Annotated in this window: 23 protein-coding genes; 7 read left to right on the top strand and 16 right to left on the bottom strand. The window is 64.9% G+C overall.

Annotated features, from left to right (window positions below; all coding sequences use genetic code 11):
* Positions 1-7 precede the first annotated feature (7 nt).
* The 5 genes from DK261_RS31160 to DK261_RS31140 all read right to left on the bottom strand — a co-directional run bounded on the left by DK261_RS31160 (position 8) and on the right by DK261_RS31140 (position 3394).
* On the bottom strand, positions 8-406 hold the full coding sequence (locus tag DK261_RS31160; protein ID WP_025809645.1) for a hypothetical protein: 399 nt from the start codon (positions 404-406) through the stop codon (positions 8-10).
* Between the two features lie 115 nt (positions 407-521).
* The gene (locus tag DK261_RS31155; protein ID WP_110177364.1) at positions 522-887 is read right to left on the bottom strand and encodes a DUF2784 domain-containing protein; all 366 of its coding nucleotides are present in this window, start codon (positions 885-887) and stop codon (positions 522-524) included.
* 36 nt (positions 888-923) lie between these two features.
* A complete protein-coding gene (pcsA, locus tag DK261_RS31150) occupies positions 924-1643 on the bottom strand; it encodes a phosphatidylcholine synthase (protein ID WP_110177362.1) in 720 nt (239 codons plus the stop codon).
* A gap of 303 nt (positions 1644-1946) precedes the next feature.
* Positions 1947-2543: an NADPH-dependent FMN reductase gene (locus DK261_RS31145; RefSeq protein WP_009048352.1), complete on the bottom strand. Its 597-nt coding sequence runs from the start codon at positions 2541-2543 to the stop codon at positions 1947-1949.
* On the bottom strand, positions 2540-3394 hold the full coding sequence (locus DK261_RS31140; protein ID WP_110177360.1) for a sterol desaturase family protein: 855 nt from the start codon (positions 3392-3394) through the stop codon (positions 2540-2542). Before DK261_RS31140 ends, DK261_RS31145 begins: the two co-directional genes overlap by 4 nt.
* 69 nt (positions 3395-3463) lie before the next feature.
* Between DK261_RS31140 and DK261_RS31135 the strand changes: the two genes are divergently transcribed.
* Both DK261_RS31135 and DK261_RS31130 read left to right on the top strand, forming a co-directional pair.
* Entirely contained in the window at positions 3464-4423 is a 960-nt protein-coding gene (locus DK261_RS31135) for an AraC family transcriptional regulator ligand-binding domain-containing protein (protein ID WP_110177358.1), read from the top strand.
* 135 nt (positions 4424-4558) lie between these two features.
* Positions 4559-5800 (top strand): MFS transporter, encoded by a 1242-nt coding sequence (locus DK261_RS31130; protein ID WP_110177356.1) that lies wholly within the window; start codon positions 4559-4561, stop codon positions 5798-5800.
* Here the strand turns inward: DK261_RS31130 and DK261_RS31125 are convergent.
* Positions 5797-6423, bottom strand: a complete 627-nt coding sequence (locus DK261_RS31125; protein WP_110177354.1) for a TetR/AcrR family transcriptional regulator — start codon at positions 6421-6423, stop codon at positions 5797-5799. The genes DK261_RS31130 and DK261_RS31125 overlap by 4 nt on opposite strands.
* A 102-nt stretch (positions 6424-6525) precedes the next feature.
* On the opposite strand from DK261_RS31125, the gene DK261_RS31120 reads away from it, so the two are divergent.
* Positions 6526-7140, top strand: a complete 615-nt coding sequence (locus tag DK261_RS31120; protein ID WP_110177352.1) for an NAD(P)H-dependent oxidoreductase — start codon at positions 6526-6528, stop codon at positions 7138-7140.
* 63 nt (positions 7141-7203) lie between these two features.
* Here the strand turns inward: DK261_RS31120 and DK261_RS31115 are convergent, their stop codons facing one another.
* Positions 7204-7521, bottom strand: coding sequence for a DUF2388 domain-containing protein (locus DK261_RS31115; protein WP_007924983.1), 318 nt, complete (start codon positions 7519-7521; stop codon positions 7204-7206).
* A 168-nt stretch (positions 7522-7689) separates the two neighbouring features.
* Positions 7690-9063, bottom strand: coding sequence for a nucleotide 5'-monophosphate nucleosidase PpnN (gene ppnN / locus DK261_RS31110; protein ID WP_009048358.1), 1374 nt, complete (start codon positions 9061-9063; stop codon positions 7690-7692).
* A gap of 479 nt (positions 9064-9542) precedes the next feature.
* Between ppnN and DK261_RS31105 the strand changes: the two genes are divergently transcribed.
* Complete coding sequence (locus DK261_RS31105) at positions 9543-9947, top strand: response regulator (protein WP_110177350.1); 405 nt, start codon at positions 9543-9545, stop codon at positions 9945-9947.
* 90 nt (positions 9948-10037) lie between these two features.
* On the opposite strand, the gene DK261_RS31100 is transcribed toward DK261_RS31105, so the two are convergent.
* On the bottom strand, positions 10038-10907 hold the full coding sequence (locus tag DK261_RS31100) for an oxaloacetate decarboxylase (protein WP_009048360.1): 870 nt from the start codon (positions 10905-10907) through the stop codon (positions 10038-10040).
* A 504-nt stretch (positions 10908-11411) separates the two neighbouring features.
* Here DK261_RS31100 and DK261_RS31095 point away from each other — a divergent pair.
* A complete protein-coding gene (locus tag DK261_RS31095) occupies positions 11412-11951 on the top strand; it encodes a DUF4174 domain-containing protein (protein ID WP_110177348.1) in 540 nt (179 codons plus the stop codon).
* Between the two features lie 133 nt (positions 11952-12084).
* On the opposite strand, the gene DK261_RS31090 is transcribed toward DK261_RS31095, so the two are convergent.
* Positions 12085-13308: an aspartate aminotransferase family protein gene (locus DK261_RS31090; protein WP_110177346.1), complete on the bottom strand. Its 1224-nt coding sequence runs from the start codon at positions 13306-13308 to the stop codon at positions 12085-12087.
* 100 nt (positions 13309-13408) lie between these two features.
* Here DK261_RS31090 and DK261_RS31085 point away from each other — a divergent pair, with 100 nt between their 5' ends.
* Complete coding sequence (locus DK261_RS31085; RefSeq protein ID WP_028682646.1) at positions 13409-14311, top strand: LysR family transcriptional regulator; 903 nt, start codon at positions 13409-13411, stop codon at positions 14309-14311.
* Between the two features lie 78 nt (positions 14312-14389).
* Here DK261_RS31085 and DK261_RS31080 read toward each other — a convergent pair whose 3' ends face one another.
* From DK261_RS31080 to DK261_RS31055, 6 genes are all read right to left on the bottom strand, one after another.
* Positions 14390-16228 (bottom strand): NAD(P)/FAD-dependent oxidoreductase, encoded by a 1839-nt coding sequence (locus DK261_RS31080; RefSeq protein WP_103331069.1) that lies wholly within the window; start codon positions 16226-16228, stop codon positions 14390-14392.
* Positions 16229-16370: 142 nt separating this feature from the next.
* On the bottom strand, positions 16371-16763 hold the full coding sequence (locus tag DK261_RS31075; protein WP_103331068.1) for a VOC family protein: 393 nt from the start codon (positions 16761-16763) through the stop codon (positions 16371-16373).
* Positions 16764-17050: 287 nt separating this feature from the next.
* Complete coding sequence (locus DK261_RS31070) at positions 17051-18364, bottom strand: FAD-binding oxidoreductase (protein ID WP_016702826.1); 1314 nt, start codon at positions 18362-18364, stop codon at positions 17051-17053.
* A gap of 58 nt (positions 18365-18422) precedes the next feature.
* On the bottom strand, positions 18423-19787 hold the full coding sequence (locus DK261_RS31065; RefSeq protein ID WP_103331067.1) for a glutamine synthetase family protein: 1365 nt from the start codon (positions 19785-19787) through the stop codon (positions 18423-18425).
* Positions 19788-20261: 474 nt separating this feature from the next.
* Complete coding sequence (locus tag DK261_RS31060) at positions 20262-20921, bottom strand: isoprenylcysteine carboxylmethyltransferase family protein (RefSeq protein ID WP_009048368.1); 660 nt, start codon at positions 20919-20921, stop codon at positions 20262-20264.
* A 372-nt stretch (positions 20922-21293) separates the two neighbouring features.
* On the bottom strand, positions 21294-22196 hold the full coding sequence (locus tag DK261_RS31055) for a LysR family transcriptional regulator (RefSeq protein ID WP_009048369.1): 903 nt from the start codon (positions 22194-22196) through the stop codon (positions 21294-21296).
* A gap of 182 nt (positions 22197-22378) precedes the next feature.
* Here DK261_RS31055 and DK261_RS31050 point away from each other — a divergent pair, with 182 nt between their 5' ends.
* A complete protein-coding gene (locus DK261_RS31050) occupies positions 22379-23023 on the top strand; it encodes a hydrolase (protein ID WP_009048370.1) in 645 nt (214 codons plus the stop codon).
* Positions 23024-23035 lie beyond the last annotated feature (12 nt).

The following is a 23035-nucleotide window of genomic DNA, read 5'->3' as shown; positions in this document are numbered from 1 at the left end:
TTCCAGTTCAGGCGTCGCGCAACAGGTCGTGGGCGTCGAGCAGGCGGTAGGCGATTTCCGGGTTCTTCTCCAGGCCACGGCGGATGGCGGCGGGGATCGATTGGCGGGTCTTGCGGCACAGGCCCGGCAGCTCGTCGAGCTGGATGGCGATGCCGCGCATGCTGCGCACTTCGTTGAAGCTGGGGGCAATCTGCACGCGGATGCCCAGCAATTCGTACATCCGCCGCTGCATGTGTTCGAGGTCGCTCAGGCTTTGCAGGTTCTCCAGCCGGTCGAGCAGGCGCTTTTCCTCCTGGCGGGTCAGGCCGAGGATGCGCAGGTCGGTGCCAGGGGTTTGCAGCAGGCGTTCGCGGTCGCAGTCACAGGCGCCGGGTGGGCAAGGCTGGCGGATCTGGAAATCGGGCATCTATGGACTCCACTCGAAGCGATCGCGGATCGCCGTTGCCCACGGGGTTGCCTGGAAATATACACAGACGGGGCAGGCTGTGGCGCGGGAATCGCCAGCCACGCCGTCGGTTTTTTCAAGGCTGTCGGCGCCGCCACCACAGCCGCCCGTAGACCAGGGCGTTGATCAGCAGCACCAGCGCGCCCAGGACCAGTTGGATCTGCGGCGTCAGCCCGGCCGGGTAGATCAGCGGGATCAGGTAGTGCTCGATGAAACCGTCGCCATAACCCTGCTGGCCGGCGCCGTGGCGCAGGCGGTTTTCCCAGTCGGTCAGGGGGCAGGGCAGGTGGAAGACTTCGACCGCCACGCCCCAGGTCGCGGCAGGCAGATGCAGCCAGGCCAGGCGCGGCCACTTGAGCACCAGCAGGCCGCCGAAGAGTACGAACAGAATGAAGGTCAGGTGCAGTGATACCAGGCTGTCAGCGGCGAAGCGGTAGAGCATGTCGAGTCTCGTTGCGGTCAGGGGTACGGCAGGGGTTCAGGTTCGCGCGCGGTCGAACCAGCCCAGCGCGGTGCGCCAGATGCAGATGCCGAGAAAGTACGCCGACATCGCCAGCCACAAGCCCATCACCCAGGGGCCATTGTAGGGATGGTTGACCACCAATGACAGGCTGCACAGCAGCCAGATGGCGGTCACCGCGATGTTCACCGGCATGAAGCGGCGCACGCGGAAGGGGTGGAGGAATTTCATCCGGGTCAGGGTCAGCAGCGCCAGGACCACGATGCTCGAAAGGCTCAGCCAGGGTGTCGGGGCAAGGATGTACAGCGTCAGCGCCACCACGTTCCAGGCTGCGGGAAAACCGACGAAATAGTTGTCCTTGCTCTTCATGTTGACGTTGCAGAAGCAGAACAGCGACGACACCAGGATCACCGAGGTCGCCAGCAGCGCGCTGTAGTCCGGCAGCGGGATGTAGCGATAGATGAACAGCGCCGGGATGAACACATAGGTCAGGTAGTCGATCACCAGGTCCAGCACCGAGCCGTCGAAATGCGGCAGCACCGACTGCACATTGACCTTGCGCGCCAGCGAGCCGTCGACCCCATCGACAATCAGCGCCACGCCCAGCCACAGCAGGCAGGCCTTGGGCTGGTTGTCGAACAGCGCCAGGGTGGCGAGAAAGGCCGTGACCACCCCGGTCGCGGTGAAACCATGGGCGCCCCAGGCTTTGAGACTGGCGATGTGTCGGGTCGTTATCACGGGTGTTCTCCAGGAAATGAAACCAGCCGTACGACGCCCCATTGGAAGAAACGGGGGCTTATCGCCAAACCTGGCCAGACTGCATCTATCGACCGGGCCGGCGGCGATAAGGTTCACCGCTGCCCGCGTCTTTGTCAGGCCACTCATGGACTTGTCGGCGTGCAGCATGGCGCCCAAGCCCGTGGCGGCTCCTAAGACTGTAGCCACAGTTTGGCGGGGACGGGCCCTGGCGAACGCGAATTTCTTCACGGCGCTGGGGGAGGCAGGGCGCCCACCGTGGCATTCACTTCCGGTGTCGCGGTGCTACATCCCGTTGGCGAAGGGCACGGCCCGGATATCGATGCGCGAGCGCAGGTGCTTCATCGCACCGGCGTACTCGGCCAGGACCTCCAGGGTCCAGTCGGCACGAGCGCGCAGGTGGCGTTCTTCGGGCGTGGGCTCGGCATGCGCATTGAATGCGCCTTCCACCTGGCGAACGATCAGCTGCTCCGGCAAGTAGCAGATCCGGCAGTTCTTGTAGCTGGAGACGCGCAGCTCGGCGAGCGGATAGGCACCACCGAGGCCGGCCGAGACCCCGACCAGCAACGCCGGCTTGTGCCCCAGCTCGGTGTGGCCGGCATACACGAAGAAGTTCTTGATGGCCGGGCAGGCCATGCCGTTCCACTCCGGTGTCACCACCACCAGCGCGTCGGCCTGGCGCAAGGTGGCCGAGTATTGGCTCCAGGCATCGTTCGAGTCCGGGCTTGGCCAGAGCGGCAAGGGCGAGCGCCCGAGGTCGAGCAGCGTGACCTGCTCGCAGAGTTTCAGCTGTTGCAGGCGTTGGCCCAGGTAATGGGCGACCTTGGCCGACTGGCTGTCGGGCTGGCTGGAGCCGGCGAGCAGCGCGATATGCAGGCTCATTGCACCACCTCCTGCTTGGCTTCGGGACGCGCCGCCGGTTTGGGTGAACGCACCAGCGGCCAGAACAGTTCCTGCTGCCAACTGATGGGGCGCAGATCCTCGATGCCATAGGCGCTGGGCCGGCGGCGGGTGATTTTCGCGGTGCCGAACAGCACGTCCCAGAAGAACAGCAGATTGCCGAAATTGCCCTTGTAGTGGGTCACCCCGTCATGGGCGCTGAGGCCGTGGTGGGCGGAGTGGGTCGAAGGGGTCGAAATGGTCCGCTCCAGCAACCACATCAGTGGGCGCAGGGCCGGGATGCGATAGAGCCTGTCGTCCCAGGCGACGCTGCTGTGGGCGGCGAAGATCACCGTCATCTTGACGATCAGGTAGCCGTAGTAGACCGGCGCCAGGCCCATGTAGATCAGCAGGCCAGAGAGCCAGATGCCCGGCATCAGCAGGTAATAGAAACTGTTGTTGCGGTAGACGATGCGGATGCTCATGTACGGCGCCGAATGGTGCGCGCGGTGCAGCGCGTAGAGGAACGGCAGGCGGTGGGTCAGGCGATGCCACCAGTACTGGGTCATGTCATCGAGCAGCAGGAACAGCGCCGCGCCCGCCACCCAGTGCAGGTCGCCCAGGCTGTTCTTCAGCGACGGCGCGAAGGTGTCCAGCAGCAGGGTGCTGAGGAACATCACCAGGGGGAAGGTGAGGCCCAGCAACAGCGAGGAACCGATGATCTCGATCAGCACATCGCGGCGCTGACCCTTGGGCTGGCGAAAGCAGGTACAGGCGATTTCCAGGAGGATGAAACCGAGGAAAATCCCGGCCACGACCAGGATTGGATTGTTGGCGAGCATTGTTGTATTCATGGCAATCTCGAGTCAGGCCCGACATGGGCATTGCCCGAACAATAAGAAACCAAGAGCCGCCCGGACCCTATGCGCGAACTGGACAAAAACACTGGCGAAGAGGCCAATCAACCGGTCCGCCGTTTTCACCGGGGCCAGCTCGGCCGGGTGCTGGAACGGGTGCTGCAACGCCAGACCCGCGGCGACCGCCAGGATTACAACCTGCTCGAGCTCGAACAACTGTGGCGCCTGGCGGCAGAGCGCGACCCGGCCATCGGCCTGCACTTGTTCGGCGAATTCACCCCCCAGGACCTGCACGTACTGGCCTACATCTGCCTGTACTGCCCGGACGTGCGCGGCGCCATGCGATGCTGGGCCGACTACGCCGCGCTGGCCTCGGACATGGACAGCCTGAGGCTGGTCAGCGACGGCGATCTGCTCGGCGTCGAACTGTGCATCGACGCGCCCGCCAGGCTGACCCGCTACGTGGTGGAGCATTACTGCGTCATGGCCCTGACCCAGATCCGCCACGGCACCGGGCAAGCTGTGCGCCCGGTGCGCGCCTGCTTCAGCCATTCGCGACCGGCTTACCACGAGGAATATCGCCAGTGGTTCGGCGATAACCTCCAATTCGATTGCCCGCGCAACTGCCTGTACTACGACCAGGCCACCCTGCGCCTGCCGCTGTTGACGCGCCACGCCGGCATGCAGGCGTTGCTGCGCAGCGAACTGGACCGGCGCCTGGCCCAGCGCCTGCAACTGGCTGGCTGGACCGGCAAGGTCGCGGCCAGCATGCGCGACAGCCTGGCCCGTGGCGTGGTGCCGAGCCTGGAGAACCAGGCCGAGGCGCTGTACCAGAGCCCGCGGACCCTGCGCCGGCGCCTGGAAGAGCAGGGCATGACCTTTCGCCAGTTGCTCGATCAGGTCCGCGCCGAGCTGGAGCAGCAGCTGGAGTTTCTCGGCGAGAGCCGCGCCCAGATGGCGGCCCAGCTGGGTTACAGCGACCTCGCGGCGTACCTGCATGCCCGCAAACGCTGGAAGCGCGACTGAATCCAGCGCGCGCGCGACATCACAGCAGGCGTTGTGCGGATTCCTGAAAGGAATCCACTCTATAAAAAACATGAATTTTATTTATCGAATTCGAGCCTGTAGCGTGGTCCCGTCCCTGACCGATGGAGCGCCCTCATGTCCACCCCGCAGCCGCCGTCTCCCGCCGAACGCTACTGGCAGCGCAACCTCGCGGTATGCGCCCTGGGGGCGTTCACCACCATTGTCGCGATGACCCTGCTGTTGCCGTTCCTGCCGTTGTACGTCGAGCAACTGGGCGTCAGCGATCCGGCGGCCATCGTCCAGTGGTCCGGCGTGGCCTTTGGCGCGACCTTCCTGTCGGCGGCGATCACCGCGCCCTTGTGGGGCCGTCTGGGCGATTGCTACGGGCGCAAGCTGATGCTGATCCGCGCCAGCCTCGGCATGGCGCTGGCCATGTCGCTGATCGGCCTGGCGGAGAACGTCTGGCAACTGGTGTTGCTGCGCCTGCTGGCGGGCTTGCTCGGCGGTTATGCCTCGGGGGCGACCATCCTGGTCGCCACGCAGACCCCCAAGGCGCGCTCCGGCTGGGCGTTGGGCGTGCTGTCTTCGGGGATCATGGCCGGCAGCCTGGCCGGCCCCCTGATAGGCGGTCTGCTGCCGCCGTTGATCGGTATCCGCAACACCTTCTTCATCGCCGGCGCGGTGATCTTCGTGACCTTCCTGGCCACCACTTTTTTGTTGAAAGAGGCGCCGCGCGAGCCACGCCAGGCAACGCAAAAGGGCCAGGCGCCGGAGCATTCCTGGGCGTCGGTGACGGACAAGAAACCGCTGCTGAGCATGTTCGCGGTGGCCTGCCTGCTGATGTTCGCGACCATGTCCATCGAGCCGATCATCACCGTGTATCTGCAGGAGCTGCGGGCGGAAAACGTCACCCTGATGGCGGGGCTGGTGATGTCCGCCGCGGCCCTGGGCAGCATCATTTCCGCGTCGCAGCTGGGCAAGCTGGCCGACCGTATCGGCCACTGGCGGGTGCTCACTGTGTGCCTGGCCGCGGCGGCGCTGCTGCTGATTCCCCAGGCGCTGGTCAGCGCGCCCTGGCAACTGGTGCTGCTGCGTTTTCTCATGGGCCTGGCGTTGGGCGGGCTGTTGCCTTGCATCTCCAGCATCATTCGCCATTCGGTACCGGAAAACATCGCCGGGCGGATGCTTGGCTACTCGACCTCCAGCCAGTACGTCGGGCAGGTGCTCGGCCCCCTGGCCGGGGGCTTTCTCGGCGGGCACTTCGGCATGCGCACGGTGTTTGTCGGCACCTGCGGCGTCATGGCCCTGTGTGCCCTTGTCACCTGGTGGTTCGGCTCGATGAAACCTGCCGTGGCGGTGGCCGGCGAAGCCGGTTAGACCGGGCCGGCACCACGCCGCGCGCTGCGTTCGACCATGGCGACAATGGTCTCGAACAGCTCATCGCGGGCTTGCTCGCGGCTGATTTCTCCGGTGGCCGCGGCATGGGACAGGGCCTCGGCGGCCCCGAGCATCGCCCGCAGGCCAGCCGTGGCTATGGTCCCGGGCGCCGCGAAGGGGGCGAGGGCGGCGCGGCATTTTTCCAGGAAGATCAGCTCGTACTCCTCCTTGATCCGCGCCAGTTCCGGCGTACTGGCCAGGGCGGCGATCACCCCGGGGATCTCCCGCCCCTGGGTCAGCACGCAGTCGACATAAGAGCCGGCGATGACCGCCGCGCGGCTGTCCAGGGTCGCTTCGCTGCGCTCCAGGGCGGCGTCCATCAGCAGCGTCTGGCGTGCATCGAAGTCCTGGTACAGCGCCGCCAGCAGCCCGGCGCGGGTGACGAAATGGTCATAGACCACCGGCTTGGTCACCCCGGCCTGCTCGGCGAGGCGGCCCAGGGTCAGGGCCTCGGTGCCTTCGGCGCCGATCAATTGCCAGGCCACTTCCAGCAGCTGTTGCAGGCGCTCTTCCCGGGACAGGCGGCGACGGGGGGGTGAAGCCTCGGAGGGGGTGCTTGACATGCTTATATACCAAAAGTAACTTACTGTTCGTAACTTACCAAAAGTATATAGGGCCTGGTTGCCGCCCTCAATCCATTTGCCCCCTTTGCAGGAGTCTTCGCCATGCATGCGCTTATCGTTGTCGCCCACCATGATCCCCGCTCGCTCAGCCACAGCCTGGCGGCGCAGGTCGCCGAGGGCCTTGGGCCGTCCCACTCGTTCGAGATCGCCGACCTGTTCGCCGAGGCGTTCGACCCACGCTTCAATATCGCCGACCACGCGGTCCACCGCCGGCAGGAACAGCCTCCGGCCGACGTGCTGGCCGAGCAGGCGCGCATCGACCGTGCCGATGCGCTGGTGCTGGTCTATCCGGTGTACTGGTGGTCGATGCCGGCGCTGCTCAAGGGCTGGATCGACCGGGTGTTCGCCAACGGCTGGGCATTCGATTTCAACCTCGAAGCCAATCGCTTTGAGAAGAAACTCGGACACCTGCGGGTGCACCTGCTCGGCGTCGGTGGGGCCGATGCCGGCACATACGGGCGCCACGGCTACGAGGTGGCGATGAAGACCCAGATCGATCACGGGATCTTCGATTACTGCGGCGCGCGGGTGCTGACCTCGCAGCTGCTGCTGGAATCGGAAAGCCAGGACCCGGCGCTGCATTTGCGCACGGCCCGGGCCATCGGTCGTGGTCTGTTCACCCGTGTCGAAACCGCCGCGGCGGTCCAGGTGGGGTGAGGGGAGGATGCACCGTGCGGCTCCGCGACGTCCCGGTCGCGGAGCGCAGGACGGCACAGGCCGTTAGTGCCCGGCGGGCTGCGCCTGTTGAGTGAGGATGGCCCTGGCCAGTTCTTCATCGCTGGCGTTGAGGCCTGGGTTTTCCTGGCGGATTTTCTGCAGCACCGACTCCAGGTAGACACCACGGATGGCACCACCGCTGGCGACGAAACTGGAGGCGTCGTCACGGGCGGGAATCACCATTTTGTCGTCCTTGAAGGTCGAGTACAGCGAGGCGGAAACCCCTGCCGAGGTGGCGACATCACCCGCATCGACACGGGCCATGGCTGAACCTGCGGGCAGACAGAGCAACAACGAAGAAACGAGTAATAGGCGGCGCATGAGGGCGTCCTCCGACAGCGTGAAGCAAAAAGGAAGTACTACACCATCTAGGATGCGCGGTACTGCCCGGGAGTTCCCTGGGCGCCGGCTGTACCCGCTGGCCGGGCGTTTTGCGTGGGGCAGGAAGCGGCCCCCGGCATTGCACCGGAGGCCGTCGTCAACGGGCTGTCAGCTGACGACCCGGTAGCACGGCACATAGGCCGCGCCGCCCGGCAGTTTCATCCGGTGCTGCTGGACGAAGGATTTGAGCAGGTGATCCAGCGGCTGCATGATCGCGGTGTCGCCGTGGATTTCGTACGGGCCGTGCTTCTCGATCAGGCGGATGCCCTTGTCCTTGACGTTGCCGGCGACGATGCCGGAGAACGCGCGGCGCAGGTTGGCCGCCAGTTCGTGGGACGGCAGTGCGTGGTCCAGCTGCAGGCCGGCCATGTTGGCGTGGGTCGGGTCGAACGGGCGCTGGAAGCCTTCGTCGATTTTCAGCAGCCAGTTGAAGTGGAAGGCGTCGTTGCGTTCGCGGCGGAACTGCTTGACCTCCTTGAGCCCCTCGGTCATCTGCCGGGCGACCTCGGCCGGGTCGTCGATGATGATCTGGTACAGGCTGTGGGCCGCATCGCCCAGGGTCGCGCCGACGAAGGCATGCAACTGCTCCAGGTACGGCGCGGCGCTTTTCGGCCCGGTGAGGATCACCGGGAACGGCAGGTCGCGGTTGTCCGGGTGCATGAGGATGCCCAGCAGGTACAGGAACTCCTCGGCGGTGCCGGCGCCGCCCGGGAAAATGATGATGCCGTGGCCGACGCGGACGAAGGCTTCCAGGCGCTTCTCGATGTCCGGCAGGATCACCAGCTCGTTGACGATTGGGTTCGGCGCCTCGGCGGCGATGATGCCCGGCTCGGTGAGGCCCAGGTAACGGCTGCCGCTCATGCGCTGCTTGGCATGGGCAATGGTCGCGCCCTTCATCGGGCCCTTCATCACGCCCGGGCCGCAACCGGTGCAGACGTCCAGTTTGCGCAGGCCCAGCTCATGGCCGACCTTCTTGGTGTACTGGTATTCCTCGGTGCTGATCGAGTGGCCGCCCCAGCACACCACCATCTTCGGCTCCACGCCCGGGCGCAGGGTGCGGGCGTTGCGCAGCAGGTGGAAGACGTAGTCGGTGATGCCCTGGGAGCTTTCCAGGTCGATGCGCTGGCTGGCCAGCTCGCTTTCGGTGTAGACGATGTCGCGCAGGGCGCTGAACAGCATTTCCCGGGTGCTGGCGATCATCTCGCCATCGACGAAGGCATCGGCCGGGGCGTTCAGCAGTTCCAGGCGCACGCCACGGTCCTGCTGGTGGATGCGGACTTCGAAATCCTTGTAGGCGTCGAGGATGGTCTTGGCGTTATCGACATGGGCGCCGGTGTTGAGGATGGCCAGGGCGCACTGGCGGAACAGGGCATAGATGCTGCCGGAACCGGCTTCGCTGAGTTGTTGCACTTCACGTTGGGACAAAGTCTCCAGGCTGCCTTTGGGGCTGACCGAAGCGTTGATGACGTGTCTTGGTTGCATTCTGGATTCCTTGAAAGCGAGACCACCGGCCCATACGGGCCCATGGCTTAAGAATAGTGAGCGGCGGTCGGGACGCCGGGAAAAACATTCTCCCGGGCTTCACGACGCAAAGGCAAACGGGGCCACCGGAACGTGCGGCCCGTGCACCTCGCTACTTTCTCACAGCTGGTGGTCCGAAGCGAAAGCGGCGTGCATTGCCCTTGGCTATGCTCAGCCCATTCACCCATAGGGCTGGGGAGCGCAACCGGGCGCTAGCAGTGCCAGCCTCGTCACGACATTGGGAGTGCGTGAACATGGCACCTGCATCCGAGCGGTCCGCGGTCAACAAGAGCTGCTGAAGTGATTGCCTGTCATGTCACCCATGGCGCTCCGTCGATCTTGTCCGAAGCCTGAATGAATTTATCGGCCCGGCACTGCTCATAACTCTAAATGGCGTAATCGCGCCAGGATCGTGTACGCAGTCAGGGAGCGGCATCCTCATGAGTCCAGTGTCATCCGTCGATCCAGGCCAGCCTTGTCGCCTGCTGTTGGTGGTCGAGGACGAGCCGATGATCCTGGAGTTTCTCTGCGAGATCCTGCAGGACGAAGGTTTCGCCACCCAGGCCATGCCCAGCGCGGATGCGGCGCTGCGGTTCCTGGAAAGCCATCCGGAGCAGGTGCGCCTGCTGCTGACCGATATCAACATGCCGGGCACCTTGAACGGCGCGGGCCTGGCCAATCGGGTGCGCGAGTGCTGGCCGGGCCTGCCGGTGCTGGTGATGTCCGGTTATGAGACGCCGCAGAGTTCCGGCATCCGCTACCCGGTGGCGTTCATCCGCAAACCCTGGACCATCGGGCAGATCCTCGACTGTGTCGATGAAGCGTTGAACGGGACGGGGGAATAAAGAGTGGGGCGGAAGGTGAGGCGCGAAGCGGCTTTCGACCACCCAGGACCTCGGGTCCTCGGTGATCGCAAGGGAGGGTGAGCTAGCGGCTCACTCTTTGACGCTCATGAACTCTTTGGCCCAGACGATGTAGTCCTCGGGCTGGGTGTAGGTGTGGGCCAGCTCGGTAGCGCTGAGGTCCGAGGCCTGGGTGAAGATCTGCCGCTGTTCGCGCAGGCAGTCGTAGGTGGCCTTGATCGCCGCGAAATACGCCGCGTGGCCGTCGACGATGATCTTCGCGCCCAGTTGCGCCAGGCGCGCATCGTCGCGCAGCGCCGGGTTGCCGTAGGTCACCAGCATCAGGGGCACCGACAGGTGCTCGGAGATCTGTTCCAGTTGCTCGAAATCCTTGACCCCGACCATGCAGATGCCGTCGGCGCCGGCGCGCTCGTATTGCTGGGTGCGGCTGATGATTTCCTGGATCGGCAGGATCGCCGCGTTGGTCCGGGCGATGATCGCCAGTTCCGGGTCGACCCGGGCTTCCAGCGCCGCGCGGATCTTGCCCACGCCTTCGGCGACCGAGATCAGGTCGGTGGACTTGCGTCCGAACTGGGCCGGCAGCAGGGTGTCTTCGATGGTCAGGGCGGCGACGCCGGCGCGCTCCAGCTCGACCACGGTGCGCATCACATTGAGGGCGTTGCCGTAGCCGTGGTCGGCGTCGGCGATCACCGGCAGTTGGGCGACGCGGCCGATGCGGGTGGCCTGCTCGGCGAATTCGCTCAGGGTGATCAGGGCGAAGTCAGGCGCGGCCAGCACCTGCAGCGAGGCGACGGAGCCGCCGAGAATGCCCACTTCGAACCCCAGGTCGGCGGCGATCCGTGCCGACATCGGGTCGAAGACGGAGGCAGTGTGGAAGCAGGAGTCTGAAGCGATCAACTCGCGAAAACTACGGCGTAAATCTTGATGAGACAGCCTGGACATACGAACTCCCGGAAGGAGGTAAAAGAGATGCCGACGATAGCGTCGAGTCAAAAATGCAATCGGTCGTCCAGCGAGCCTGTGTAGGAGGTTCGCTGCGAAAACCTGGGCAGATGAAGACGAAGCAAGCAGGTATGAAACGGCGGGTGACGCCGCACCGGATGGAAAAAGCCAGGCGGGCGCTTTTGTTATGGCCGGGGTGAAGGCTATCACGCCACCGCGGCGAAAATGATGACGAATTCGTATGGGCCCATGCCAGAACGGCATAGGCCATGCCGGTTGTCATGGGCGCCAGGGCGGGTCGATCATGCCGATTGAGAGGGTTCGCTCATCACTGGTATTTATGGGAGCGTCGATCGCTCGCGACGAAAACGAGCACGCGCAGCGACGGTTCCCGCACCGCGGATCACGGGCATGGCTCAATAAAATGTCAGAATTTGAGTCCAGGTCTGGACCTTTTCCCCTGATGCGCAATCATTAGGACGTGGATACCCAAAGGAGAGACGCATGTTCATTCGGTCATTGACCCTCGCAACGCTGCTCGCTGTCGTCGGCCCCGCAATGGCGGCCGACAACGAAGGCCCTCTGGCCCAGGATCAGGGCAAGGCGCGCCCACTGATCGTGATCGCACCCAGCTCCGTGGACCCGACCCTGGTGGCGCTGAAGAAATCCCTCGACGAGCCGGCCAACCGCCAGGCCTTCAGCGAACGCAACATGGTGCTCTACACGGTGATCAACACCATCGGCCAACGCGACGGCAAGGACCTGGACCCGCAATCGACCATGGCGCTGATCCGCAGCCTGAAGCTCGGCGCCGGGGCGCAGACCAAGGTGATCCTGGTGGGCAAGGACGGCGAGAAGAAGCTCGAGCATTCCGGGGCCATCGAACTCAAGGAAGTCTTCAGCACCATTGACCAACTACCAGCGGCGGAAAAGGAAGCCGTTGCGCCGACGTTAGCGCCGGTCTCGGAAGTCAAGGCAGCCCACGCCGGCAAGGCCGCCAAATCGGGTAAGCCAGCGGCGCCACCGAAACCGCTGGACGACTGAGCCCGGCCCACACCGTTTGCTGATCCATCCCATCGCGAGCAAGCTCGCTCCTACAGAAACACGCATGCCCCCTGTAGGAGCGAGCTTGCTCGCGAAGCGTTCTGATTGACCTCACCCGGCCATCAGGCATCGGTCACGACACCGCCAGCATTCCTTCCACTCTTGCTGCATCGCCATCGACCTCGGCGCTTTGCAATGTCCGGCTGACCCCGCGCACGATCATCTCGACCTCGCGTTCGTCGACGATCAGCGCTGGCAGCAGGCGGATGGTGCTGCCCCGGGTCACGTTGATCAGCAGTCCGTGATCCTGGGCCGCCCGGAGCGCCAGCTCGCGTTGTGGGGCTTTCAGCTCGATGCCGATCATCAACCCCAGGCCACGCACCTGCAGGACCTGCGGGTGATCGGCCAGCTCCGCCCGCAAGCGTTGCAGCAGGTGCTCGCCCTGGCGCCTGGCGTTGGCCAGCAGGCCTTGTTGCTCGATGATCTCCAGCACGGTGCAGGCCACCCGGCAGGCCAGCGGGTTGCCACCGAAGGTGCTGCCGTGGCTGCCGGGGGTGAACAGGTGCGCGGCCTTGCCCCGGGCCAGGCAGGCACCGATGGGGATGCCGTTGCCCAGGCCCTTGGCCAGGGTCATCACGTCCGGGACTACGCCTTCATGCTGGCAGGCGAACCACTGGCCGGTGCGGCCGATGCCGGTCTGGATCTCGTCGAGCATCAGCAGCCAGTTGCGCCGGCTGCACAGCTCGCGCACGCCCTTGAGGTAGCCGGGCGGGGCCAGACGGATACCGCTTTCGCCCTGGATCGGCTCCATCAGCACCGCGGCGATACGCGGGCCGTGGGCCTGCGCGGCTTGCTCCAGGGCGGCCAGGTCACCGAAGGGCACCTTGAGAAAATCCCCCGGCAGCGAATTCAGGCCCAGGCGTACCGCTGGCCCGTCGCTGGCCGCCAGGGTGCCCAGGGTGCGGCCGTGGAAGGCGTTCTCCATGACAATCACCAACGGCCGCTCGATGCCTTTGTGCCAGCCGTGCAGCCGCGCCAGCTTCAACGCGGTCTCGTTGGCTTCGGCGCCGGAGTTGTTGAAGAACGCCCGGTCCATCCCGGCCAGGCGGGTCAGCCGCTGCGCCAGTTGCTGTTGCCAGTCGATGCCGTAGAGGTTGGAGGTGTGCAGCAGCAGGCCGGCCTGTTCGCTGATGACACTGACCAGTCTGGGATGGGAATGGCCGACGCCCGTCACCGCCACGCCGGCCACCGCGTCCAGGTATTCGCGGCCGGCCTGGTCCCAGAGGCGCGTGCCCAGGCCGCGGGTGAAGCTCAGCGGCAGCGGCTGATAGGTGTTCATCAGGCAGGTGGCGGTCATGACGGGTAGCTCCATCCAAGGGGTGTGCGGGCAGTATCGTTAGCCACCTGAGCTAGATAAACTCGTCAATTCTTTAATCATCTTCAAGTCAGGGTTGATAATGGATCTGTTCCAGGCGATGACGGTGTACGTGAAGGTGGTGGAGGCGGGGAACATGACTGCCGCTGCCCGCGAGTGCGGCCTGTCCACCACCATGGTCGGCAATCACCTGCGGGCCCTGGAGCAGCGCCTCGGGGTCAGCCTGCTCAGTCGCACCACAAGGCGTCAGCGCCTGACTGAGTTCGGCGCCGAGTATTACCAGCGTTGCCTGGCGGTGCTGGGGTTGGTGGCGGACTCCGAGCGCATGGCGGAGCAGGTCCAGGGTGAGCCGTCGGGCACCCTGCGCATCACCGCGCCGCTGACCTTCGGTACCGAGCGCCTGGCGCCGGCCCTGAGCGAATTCCAGCAGCGCTGCCCGCAGGTCAAGGTGGAACTGACGCTGGCCAACCAGCGCTTCGACCTGATCGACGGTGCCTTCGACGTGGCTTTTCGCCTGGGCAACCTGGACACCTCGTCGCTGATCGCCCGGCCCCTGGAGGACTACACCCTGACCATCTGCGCGGCGCCGGACTATCTACAGCGCTGCGGCACGCCACGAGTCCCGGAGGACCTGCAGCACCACAACTGCCTGGCGTTCGCCTATCCGGCCGGTGACGAGTGGAGCTCCACCGCCACCCAATGGCCGTTGCGCGGGCCCGAGGGCGACGTGCTGATTCCAGTGTCCGGCTCGTTGTTGACCAACACCTCGTCCGGCCTGCATCGCGCGGCGCGGGGTGGCCTGGGGGTGGTGATGATGCCCGATGCCCTGGTGGAAGAAGACCTGCAACAGGGGCGGCTGGTGCCCGTGCTGCAGGACTATCAATTGCCCCGGCGGGCGATGCACCTGCTCTACGCCCAGGACCGTTACCGCCTGCCCAAGCTGCGCAGTTTCGTTGAGTTTGCCTTGGAGAAATGGGGGCGCTAAGCAGCGCCAGGTCGTGAAACATAGACCCCGCCGTGCCAGTCTGGCAGCGACGGGGTCTGGAGTGACGCTATTTACCGGTCAGCTCAACTCGACCGGTTTCAACTGCTCCCAGGATTCCACCGGCCCCGGGTTGGCCGGCTGGCTGCCGCCGCCAAAACACACCGCCAGCTTGTTCAGCGCATTGATCGCGGTGGTGACCGCGCCTTCGGCCCAGCCGGCCGTCCAGGACACGTCATCGCCCGCCAGGATGAAGCGGTCGGGATTGCCGGTGTCGATGCCGCTCATGAACTGGGAAAAGATCCGCCGCTGATATTCGTACTGCCCCGGCAGGTTCATCTTGAAGGCGCCCAGGTACAGCGGCTGATCCTCCCAGTTGTGCTCCACGAACGCATTGACGGTGCTGTATTGCTCGTTGAGGTTGATCCCCGGGTAGACGTTGTCCAGCAGGTTGGTGCACAGCTCGACATGCTGCGGTAACGGCGCGGGGCGGTCGCCGAGGAATTTCAGCGCATCGTCGTTCCAGGTGTAGGACAGGAAGATCCCGCTGCCTTTGTAGTCGCCCTTGCTGGCCGAGTAGTCGACCAGGTAAGTGCCGCGGGTCAGGCGGTCGGAGAGGGTGATGCTCATCTTGCGTTGCTCGTCGCCCACCACCGGGTCGTTCCAGAACGGGCGCTGGGTGGCGGCGAAAATCTTCGCCGACTGCATGTAGTGGGTGTACATGATGGCTTCCCAGGTATCGATGGGCAGCAGGCTGTTCATGGCGGGAAGGCTTTGCGGGTTCCCCGAGTAGCGCAGTTTGTCGAGGATCCGCACATGCGGGGTGTAGATGACGCTGGGGAAGTGGCACTGCTGGGTCTTCCGGGTGCGGGTGTCGGTGATGGCGACGCGGAAGGAACCGTCCGGCTGGCGTTCGATGTGTCGCACCTCCTTGTGGAACGGGTCGGCGAATACCTCGCGCGACAGCGCTTCGACCGTGGTGTCCTCGCCCCAGTGCAGCATCACGTCACCCAGTTCTTTCGGCGCCTTGGACCAGAGTCGTTGCGGCAGGCTCGAGGAGCCGTCGAACATCAGTTGGTGGTCGGCATCCAGGCCGGTGTACAGCACGCGCAGCAACTCGAGGATGCTGTTGGGGTAGTCGGTGTTCCAGCCGCCGGTGCCGAAGCCGATCTGGCCGAACAGGTCGATATCGGCCTTGCTCCAGCCGGAGTTTTCCAGGAGCGCGGCGTAGAAGCTGACGTCGTCGCCGCTGGTTCCCGACTGAGGTTTGACGATGGCATTCCAGAGCTGCTTGATCTTCTGTTGATCGATGGAGCCCTCGGTCATGGCCTTTTCCAGATCTTTGAAGTGGTAGTTTTCCAGGAAGTCATCGAAGAACTGGTCTTCCAGCTCGACGTATTCCTGTGGCTTTGGAAAGGCCGGGTTGCCGTCCACTTCGTAATAGACCTTCTCCCCGCGGTAATCGACCACCGTGCTGACGGCGGCGGCAGTCCCCGGGTTGGGAAAGTCCGCCGAGTTTTCGGTCATGCCGACTTTGCGGAAGTAGTGGAACAGCGCCTTGCCCGACACCGGGAAACGCATGGCGCCCAGTTCACAGAGCACCTGGCTGCCCGGGTTTTCGGGGTCGCCCTGGACCTTGGAGTAGAGCCGCCCGCCGATGCGCTCGGAGGCCTCGACCACCACCGGGTGCAGGCCCATGCGCATGGCTTCATAGGCGGCGACCAGACCGGAGACGCCAGCGCCGACGATCAACACTTTCTGCCCATAGTTCTCCGGGTCTACCTGGCAGGGGGGAAGCTTTCGATTAGTCGCGCTCTGCAAATAGTTGGCGTAGTGAAAGGGGAAGTCCGGAATCAGCGCAGTGACATCCTTGTTCATGCGCAGGGGAGAGCGGTTGGTTCTTGAAGGAATCGCAGACATGGGGTTTCTCCTTGAAAGTCATTTCCATGTGTTTCCACTTGCTCGATGGCTCTATATCCATAGTCGCCGAGGCTTCAGCCTAGAGCAGATTCCCGGGTTGTATAGGTTCGCGCGGGTTTTGTGCCCGCACGAGCCGAAGGAACTAGGATTGCACCGCCGTGCACAACTCCACCAGCAGGCCGTCGGGGCAACGCACATAGGACACGGTCTGCCCCCAGGGTTTTTCGCTGGGCGCGCTGAGTTCGCTGGCGCCGGCATCCAGCGCCTTTTGATGGGCGGCGTGCACGTCTGCGCAGACCAGGCCGATTTCCATGCCCAGCGGCCTGGCCGAGCTGTGGGCCTCGACGTGGCCGCCGTTGAAGTTCATTGCGCCCAGTTCATGGGCGGCGAAGGCGAGGGCGGTGGCGCCGGTTTCCAGTTCGCCGTAGGTGCCGGACTCATGGAGAAAACGGGTGGGCAGGCCGAAGGCGCGATTGAAGAAAGCCAGCGAGGCGCTGACATCCGGGACATAGAAAATGGTGTAGGCGAATTTCATGCTTGAGCGATCCTTGTTCATTGAAACTGGAGGGCCACGAAGGCCGGTTTATGTGTCGCCCTGGCACCCGCTTGGGCGTGCGCATGAGTAGGAGTGCCCGGTCGGTTTTGGCACTGAGCATTCAGGGTGCTGCGCAAGCGTACTACCCGATTCCAGGGACGATGATTTTCAATGGTTACAGATCGCTACCAGGCAGGTGTCGCGGCGAAAGGCTTGCTGGCGATGGCGGTCGTGAGGGCGCTATCGCGAGCAAGCTTCGCTCCTACAGAAGCGAGGAGTACGGGGCCTTAGCGCAACCGTTCAAGCATCTGGTAGTACCACATGCCCGCCGCCAGCATCGGGTTGCCCAGCTGGTCGCCGAAGGGCACGCGGATGTGCTGGCAGGCGGCGAAGGTGTCGTAGTCGCCCAAGTGCCCGGTGATGGCCTGGGCCATGATCTCGCCCATGATGTGGCTGGTGGCGATGCCGTGGCCGGAGTAGCCCTGGCAATACCAGACGTTGTCCGAGAGCTTGCCCAGTTGCGGGATGCGGTTGATCACGATGCCCATGGCGCAGCTCCACTGGAAGTCGATGGCCACGCCCTTGAGCGCCGGGAAGGTGCGTTCGATGCACGGGCGCAGTTCGCCGGCGATGTCCCGCGAGTCCTTGCCGCTGTAGTTGGCGCCGCCGCCGAACAACAGGCGGCCGTCGGCGGTCATGCGGTAATAGTCGAGCACGAAGCGGCAATCGTAGACCGCCAGGTCCTGGGGGTTGAGGCGCTTGGCCAGGTCGCCCAGGGGCGCGGTGGTGACGATGCCGCCCATGGCCGGGAAGATCTTGCCCTTGAGTTGTTTCGGCTCCAGCTTGTGGTACACGTCGCCGGCCAGCAGCACCTGTCTGGCGTCGATGCGGCCCTGGGCGGTGATCACCGCCGGGCGCTCGCCGTGGACGATCTGCAGCACTTCGCTGTGCTCGAAGATCAGCGCGCCGAGGCTCTCGGCGGCGCGGGCTTCGCCGATGCACAGGTTCAGCGGATGCAGGTGCAGGTTGCGGGTGTTCTTGATCGCACCGTGGTACAGCGGGCTGTCCAGCACCTCGCGCAGCTGTTGCTGGTCCAGCAGGCTGACCTCGTCGCCCATGCCGCGGCGCACCGCTTCTTCATAGTCGGCACGCAGGCCGGCGAGGTGGCTGGGCTTGTAGGCGGCATGCAGGTGGCCGTGCTTGAGGTCGCAGGCGATGGCGTATTTGTCCACGCGCTGGCGGATGATCCGGTGCCCGCGCCAGCGCAGTTGCCAGATGAAATCGTCGACCTCGTCGCCCAGGGTGCGGCGCATCTGCTTGCGCATGGCCTCGTCGCCGGACAGGCTGCCGGTGACCTGGCCGCCGTTGCGCCCGGTAGCGCCCCAGCCGATCTTGTGGCTTTCGACCAGGGCCACTTTCAGGCCTTTTTCCGCCAGTTCCACGGCGCTGGCGACGCCAGTGAAACCGCCGCCGATGATCACCACGTCGACGCTCACCTGGCCTTGCAGGGGCGGGTAGGCGGTTTCGTCATTCAGGGTGGCGCTGTAGTAGGAAGGGCAGCGTTCGGCTGCCGGTGTTACCGGGTTGAATGCGGCTGTCATGGGTCGTTCTCGAATGCTGGGAAGGGGCCGGGCCGGCGCTATGACGCCGGCCAGCGCGTCACGCCTGGGTCAGGTACCAGCGCCAGTCCTGCTCGCCGACTTCGGCCATGAACTGGCGGTATTCGGCGCGCTTGACCGCCAGGTAGACCCCGAGGAATTCGCTGCCCAGGGCATTGCGGGCCCAGCTGGAGTTCTCCAGGGCGGTCAGCGAGGTCAGCCAGTCGGTGGGCAGCAGTTCGCTGGCCTGGGCATAGCCGTTGCCTTGCACCGGGTCGCCCGGATCGAGTTGTTCGCGCAGGCCGCGATGGATCCCGGCGAGGATCGCCGCGGCCGCCAGGTAGGGGTTGGCGTCGGCGCCGCAGATGCGGTGCTCGATATGCCGGCTGTTGGCCGGGCCGCCCGGCACTCGCAGGCTCACCGTGCGGTTGTCGACGCCCCAGGTCGGTGCCAGCGGCGCGTAGCTGTTGGCCTGGAAGCGGCGATAGGAATTGGCGTTGGGGCAGAACAGCAGCAGCGAGTCGAGCAGCGACGCGAGCATGCCACCCACCGCCTGGCGCAGCAGCGGGGTGCCGGCCGGGTCTTCGGCGGCGAACAGGTTGTGGCCCGCGGCGTCGGCGAGGCTCACGTGCATGTGCATGCCGGTGCCCGCCAGGTCATCGAAGGGCTTGGCCATGAAGGTCGCCTGCATCCCGTGCTGGTGGGCCACGGCCTTGACCAGGCGCTTGTAGCGCACCGCCTGGTCCATGGCCTCCAGGGCATCACCGTGCTCCAGGGTGATTTCCACCTGGCCCGGGGCGTATTCGGAAATCGCCGTGCGCGCCGGAATGCCTTGCAGCTTGCAGGCGGCGTAGAGGTCGGCGAGGAAGGGTTCGATCTGCTCCAGCTCGCGCAGGCCATAGACCTGGGTGTGCCGTGGCCGGCCGCCGTCGGCGTCCAGCGCCGGTTGCGGGCGGCCGTTGCTGTCGCGCTTGGTATCCAGCAGGTAGAACTCCAGCTCGCAGGCCATCACCGGGTGATATCCCTCGGCCTTGAGCTGGTCGATGACCTTGATCAACAGGTGGCGCGGGTCGGCGATGCTGGCCGGCAGGCCTTCCTGCGGGTGCATGCTGACCTGCACCGCGGCGGTGGGGATCTGTCGCCACGGCAGGCGCACCAGGCTGCCGGCCAGCGGGTAGGCGCGGCAGTCGATATCGCCGACGTCCCAGACCAGACCGGAGTTTTCCACGTCGTCGCCCTGCAGGGTCAGGCCGAGGATGGTGCTGGGCAGCGGGCGGCCGCTTTCATAGACCGCCAGCAGTTCTTCGCGGTGCAGCAGCTTGCCGCGCGGCACGCCGTTGGCGTCGAGGATGAACAGCTCGATCATGTCGATATCGGGGTTGGCGGCCAGGAAGCTACGGGCCTCATCAAGGGCTGCAAATTTCATGGTTCTCTCGCTTGCGCCATGACGGCGCGCAGGTTCGGTTCATGCAGCGGCGCCGGCATGGCCCGGTTGCAATGGCAGATAGCAAGGCGGCAGGGCTCGACGCGCAAAGGCGCGCGTTCAGAGCGAAAGCGAGAGATCCGGAGGGCGCGAGGAATGACGCAGGCGGGAGCGGCACAGGGCCATGGGCAGATTGACCAGCAGTTTCATCGCGGGTCCCCGGGGGTGCCGTGGAGATCGCCGCGGGTGCGTTGCGTTGTCGCCATGCCAATGCCGAGGCGGCTGCACGGGGCAGCAGCGCATGTCTGGCAGGGCGGGCGGCAACACAAGGCGTTCATCGGCCGGCGGATCTCGTCAAGAATTCACGGACATTTCGTGCAAGTGAGGCTCACCGTTTTACCGGGACTGGTCCTCGCTGCCAAGGGGCGCGTCACAAAATATTTAACACCGCCCCCGGCAACGTAACGGAAAAAGTCCTCAGTAGATCCAGGGCACCAGGCGCCAGGTGTAGGCGCAGTAAGTGTCGTATTGCTTGCCGAACTCTTTGCGCAGCAAGGCTTCTTCGGCGTGGATGCGGGCGATCAGCGGGATCAGCATCAAGGCTGTCAGCAGCAGGCCGACCCCGGAGCGGAAGGCCAGGGCCCAGCCCACGCAATTGATCAGCAACCCCAGGTAACTCGGATTACGCAGGGTGCCGTAGATGCCGGTGGTCACCAGCTGATGGCCGGGCTGGATCGCCACCAGGCCGCTGAAGCGATTGCCCAGCACGAACACCGGCCACAGCCGCAAGATGCCACCGGCGATAAAGAACACCACGCCGAACCAGCGCGTGTCGGTGCCGCCAAAGGTCCAGAAATTCAGGCGGTCGGTGTAGGCGGGAAGAAAGGCCAGCAACAGCCCGAGGATGCCGAAGGCGGCGAGGACCCAGCGGTTTTCCCGGTCTTCCTGTTTGCCGGGGCTCAGGTTGCCTTCGCTGAACTGGGCCACGCCGGCCATCGCCAGCAAGGACAGGGCGATGACCCACAACGCCGGGTGGGAGAAGAACGCCACCAGCCCGCCCATGCCGAGGATGGCCAGGCCAAGGTAGACGAGGCTGGCGACCAGGCTGAGCGCCGCGAGTCTGGGAGAGTTACGCATGATGGCCCCTCACGAATGCCGAGGTGTATGCATTCAGTGTAGGTCCATCGCCGAGACAGCCCAGGTCGCCCGCGGCACCGCGTCGCCTGCATCGCCGGCAAGCCTGGCTCCTACAGAAGAGGAGGTGTTCACGCATGTCTGTAGCCGCTGCCGAGCAGCGCGAGGCTGCGCTCGAGGACGAAGTCCTCGCAAAACCTGCGCATGCGGTTTGCCTGTAGGAACGCGGTGCCCGGTTTTGCGGCCCCTGCGTTGCCGATCGCAGCCTCGCGGGCTCGGCAGCGGCTACAGGGACGCCATGGTGTTCCCGGCTTCTGTAGGAGCGAGGCTTGCCCGCGAGGCGGTGTATCTGACACCCCATCTCGCCTGGATCACCTACGGATGCACAGGCGGTTTCTCCGCCAACTGGGCGACCAGGAATTCGATAAAGGCCCGGGTCTTTTGCGGCACGCGCCGGGCCGACGGGTACACCGCGTGGATGCTGATCGGCGGCGCCTGCCATTCGCACAGCACCGGCACCAGGCGGCCGGCGGCCAGGGCGTCGGCGACGATGAAGTCGGGCAGCAGGGCGATGCCCATGCCGGCCTCGGCGGCCTGGGCCAGCAGGTCGCCGTTGTTGGCGTGCAGCGGGCCGGTGACGTGGACGCGCTGGGTGTCTTTGCCGTTGCTCAATTGCAGGCTGACTCCGCTTTGCAGGTAGCCATAGTTCAGGCACTGGTGGGCGGTCAGGTCGCGGGGCGTCTGCGGGATGCCGGCGCGCTTCAGGTAGTCCGGCGAGGCCACCATGATCCGCGGCGCCGGGGCCAGCAGCTTGGCGACCATCGACGAGTCGGCCAGGCTGGCGATGCGGATGGTCACGTCGAAACCGCCGCGTACCGGGTCCACCTGCTGGTCGCTGAGCACCAGCTGCAACTCGATGTTCGGGTGCTGCTCATGGAATAGCGGCACCAGCGGCCCGAGGCGGCGCAAGCCAAAGGACATCGGCGCGTTGACCCGCAGCACCCCGCGCAATTCGCCGATGCCGTCCCGCGCCCGCTGTTCGGCCTCGTCCACGGCGGCCAGGACTTCCCGCGCCGACTCGTAGTACTCGGCGCCGGCTTCGGTCAGGTGCAGGCTGCGGGTGGTGCGGTGCAGCAACTGCACGCCGATGGCTTCCTCCAACGCCTGGATCTGTTTGCTGACTTTCGAGCGCGGCACGTCCATGGCCCGGGCCGCAGCGGCGAAGCCGTTGGCATCGACCGTGATGACAAACGCGCGCATGCATTCGATGCGATCCATGACTGTCCCTATTTTGGAATCAATGATTCTCGATTTTAGGGAATTGTCCCTTTTTAATCTAGCCCCTAAATTAGCCACCAAGCCGGCAGCAAAGCCTCCACAACGGAATCCGCGCCGAGCCCCCGAATTTTGCAACTCAACGCTTTAACCCACTTAGCTATCGACATCAAAAGGAACGCGCCATGTCTATCCGTGAACTGCTCAACCCAAGCAACTCCGCCCTGATCCTGATCGACCACCAGCCACAGATGTCCTTCGGTGTGCAGTCGATCGACCGCCAGACCCTGAAGAACAACACCGTGGGCCTGGCCAAGGCGGCGAAGATCTTCAACGTGCCGACCATCTTCACCTCGGTGGAAACCGAAAGCTTCAGCGGCTACATCTGGCCGGAACTGCTCAGCGTGTTCCCGGATCACCAGCCGATCGAGCGCACCTCGATGAACTCCTGGGAAGACAAGAAACTGGTGGAAGCAGTGAAGGCCACCGGACGCAAGAAGCTGATCATGGCCGCGCTGTGGACCGAGGTCTGCCTGAACTTCCCGGCCCTGGAAGCCCTGGCCGAAGGTTATGAGGTGTACATCGTCACCGACGCTTCCGGCGGCACCAGCCAGGAAGCCCACGACATGTCGGTGCAACGCATGATCCAGGCCGGCGCGGTGCCGGTGACCTGGCAGCAAGTGCTGCTCGAGTTCCAGCGCGACTGGGCGCACAAGGAAACCTACGACGCGGTGATGGACCTGGTGCGCGAGCACAGCGGCGCCTACGGCATGGGCGTGGACTATGCCTACACCATGGTGCACAAGGCGCCGCAGCGTCAGGTCAAGTAAGCCTGTCGCCAA

This window comes from Pseudomonas sp. RW409 (assembly GCF_003184125.1).
Lineage (GTDB): Bacteria > Pseudomonadota > Gammaproteobacteria > Pseudomonadales > Pseudomonadaceae > Aquipseudomonas > Aquipseudomonas chlororaphis_I.
This window is presented reverse-complemented; position numbering and strand designations above follow the sequence as displayed.

Excerpts from the sequence above, each read along its gene's own strand:
- DK261_RS31145 (WP_009048352.1), bottom strand. The coding sequence starts at position 2,543 with ATGAGCCTGCATATCGCGCTGCTCGCCGGCTCCAGCCAGCCCGACAGC.
- DK261_RS31100 (WP_009048360.1), bottom strand. The coding sequence starts at position 10,907 with ATGTCCAGGCTGTCTCATCAAGATTTACGCCGTAGTTTTCGCGAGTTG.
- DK261_RS31095 (WP_110177348.1), top strand. The coding sequence starts at position 11,412 with ATGTTCATTCGGTCATTGACCCTCGCAACGCTGCTCGCTGTCGTCGGC.
- DK261_RS31050 (WP_009048370.1), top strand. The coding sequence starts at position 22,379 with ATGTCTATCCGTGAACTGCTCAACCCAAGCAACTCCGCCCTGATCCTG.
- DK261_RS31060 (WP_009048368.1), bottom strand. The coding sequence starts at position 20,921 with ATGCGTAACTCTCCCAGACTCGCGGCGCTCAGCCTGGTCGCCAGCCTC.
- DK261_RS31080 (WP_103331069.1), bottom strand. The coding sequence starts at position 16,228 with ATGTCTGCGATTCCTTCAAGAACCAACCGCTCTCCCCTGCGCATGAAC.
- DK261_RS31090 (WP_110177346.1), bottom strand. The coding sequence starts at position 13,308 with ATGACCGCCACCTGCCTGATGAACACCTATCAGCCGCTGCCGCTGAGC.
- DK261_RS31125 (WP_110177354.1), bottom strand. The coding sequence starts at position 6,423 with ATGTCAAGCACCCCCTCCGAGGCTTCACCCCCCCGTCGCCGCCTGTCC.
- DK261_RS31115 (WP_007924983.1), bottom strand. The coding sequence starts at position 7,521 with ATGCGCCGCCTATTACTCGTTTCTTCGTTGTTGCTCTGTCTGCCCGCA.
- DK261_RS31085 (WP_028682646.1), top strand. The coding sequence starts at position 13,409 with ATGGATCTGTTCCAGGCGATGACGGTGTACGTGAAGGTGGTGGAGGCG.
- DK261_RS31155 (WP_110177364.1), bottom strand. The coding sequence starts at position 887 with ATGCTCTACCGCTTCGCCGCTGACAGCCTGGTATCACTGCACCTGACC.
- ppnN (WP_009048358.1), bottom strand. The coding sequence starts at position 9,063 with ATGCAACCAAGACACGTCATCAACGCTTCGGTCAGCCCCAAAGGCAGC.
- DK261_RS31070 (WP_016702826.1), bottom strand. The coding sequence starts at position 18,364 with ATGACAGCCGCATTCAACCCGGTAACACCGGCAGCCGAACGCTGCCCT.
- DK261_RS31160 (WP_025809645.1), bottom strand. The coding sequence starts at position 406 with ATGCCCGATTTCCAGATCCGCCAGCCTTGCCCACCCGGCGCCTGTGAC.
- DK261_RS31130 (WP_110177356.1), top strand. The coding sequence starts at position 4,559 with ATGTCCACCCCGCAGCCGCCGTCTCCCGCCGAACGCTACTGGCAGCGC.
- DK261_RS31105 (WP_110177350.1), top strand. The coding sequence starts at position 9,543 with ATGAGTCCAGTGTCATCCGTCGATCCAGGCCAGCCTTGTCGCCTGCTG.
- DK261_RS31140 (WP_110177360.1), bottom strand. The coding sequence starts at position 3,394 with ATGAATACAACAATGCTCGCCAACAATCCAATCCTGGTCGTGGCCGGG.
- DK261_RS31135 (WP_110177358.1), top strand. The coding sequence starts at position 3,464 with ATGCGCGAACTGGACAAAAACACTGGCGAAGAGGCCAATCAACCGGTC.
- DK261_RS31065 (WP_103331067.1), bottom strand. The coding sequence starts at position 19,787 with ATGAAATTTGCAGCCCTTGATGAGGCCCGTAGCTTCCTGGCCGCCAAC.
- DK261_RS31055 (WP_009048369.1), bottom strand. The coding sequence starts at position 22,196 with ATGGATCGCATCGAATGCATGCGCGCGTTTGTCATCACGGTCGATGCC.
- DK261_RS31075 (WP_103331068.1), bottom strand. The coding sequence starts at position 16,763 with ATGAAATTCGCCTACACCATTTTCTATGTCCCGGATGTCAGCGCCTCG.
- DK261_RS31120 (WP_110177352.1), top strand. The coding sequence starts at position 6,526 with ATGCATGCGCTTATCGTTGTCGCCCACCATGATCCCCGCTCGCTCAGC.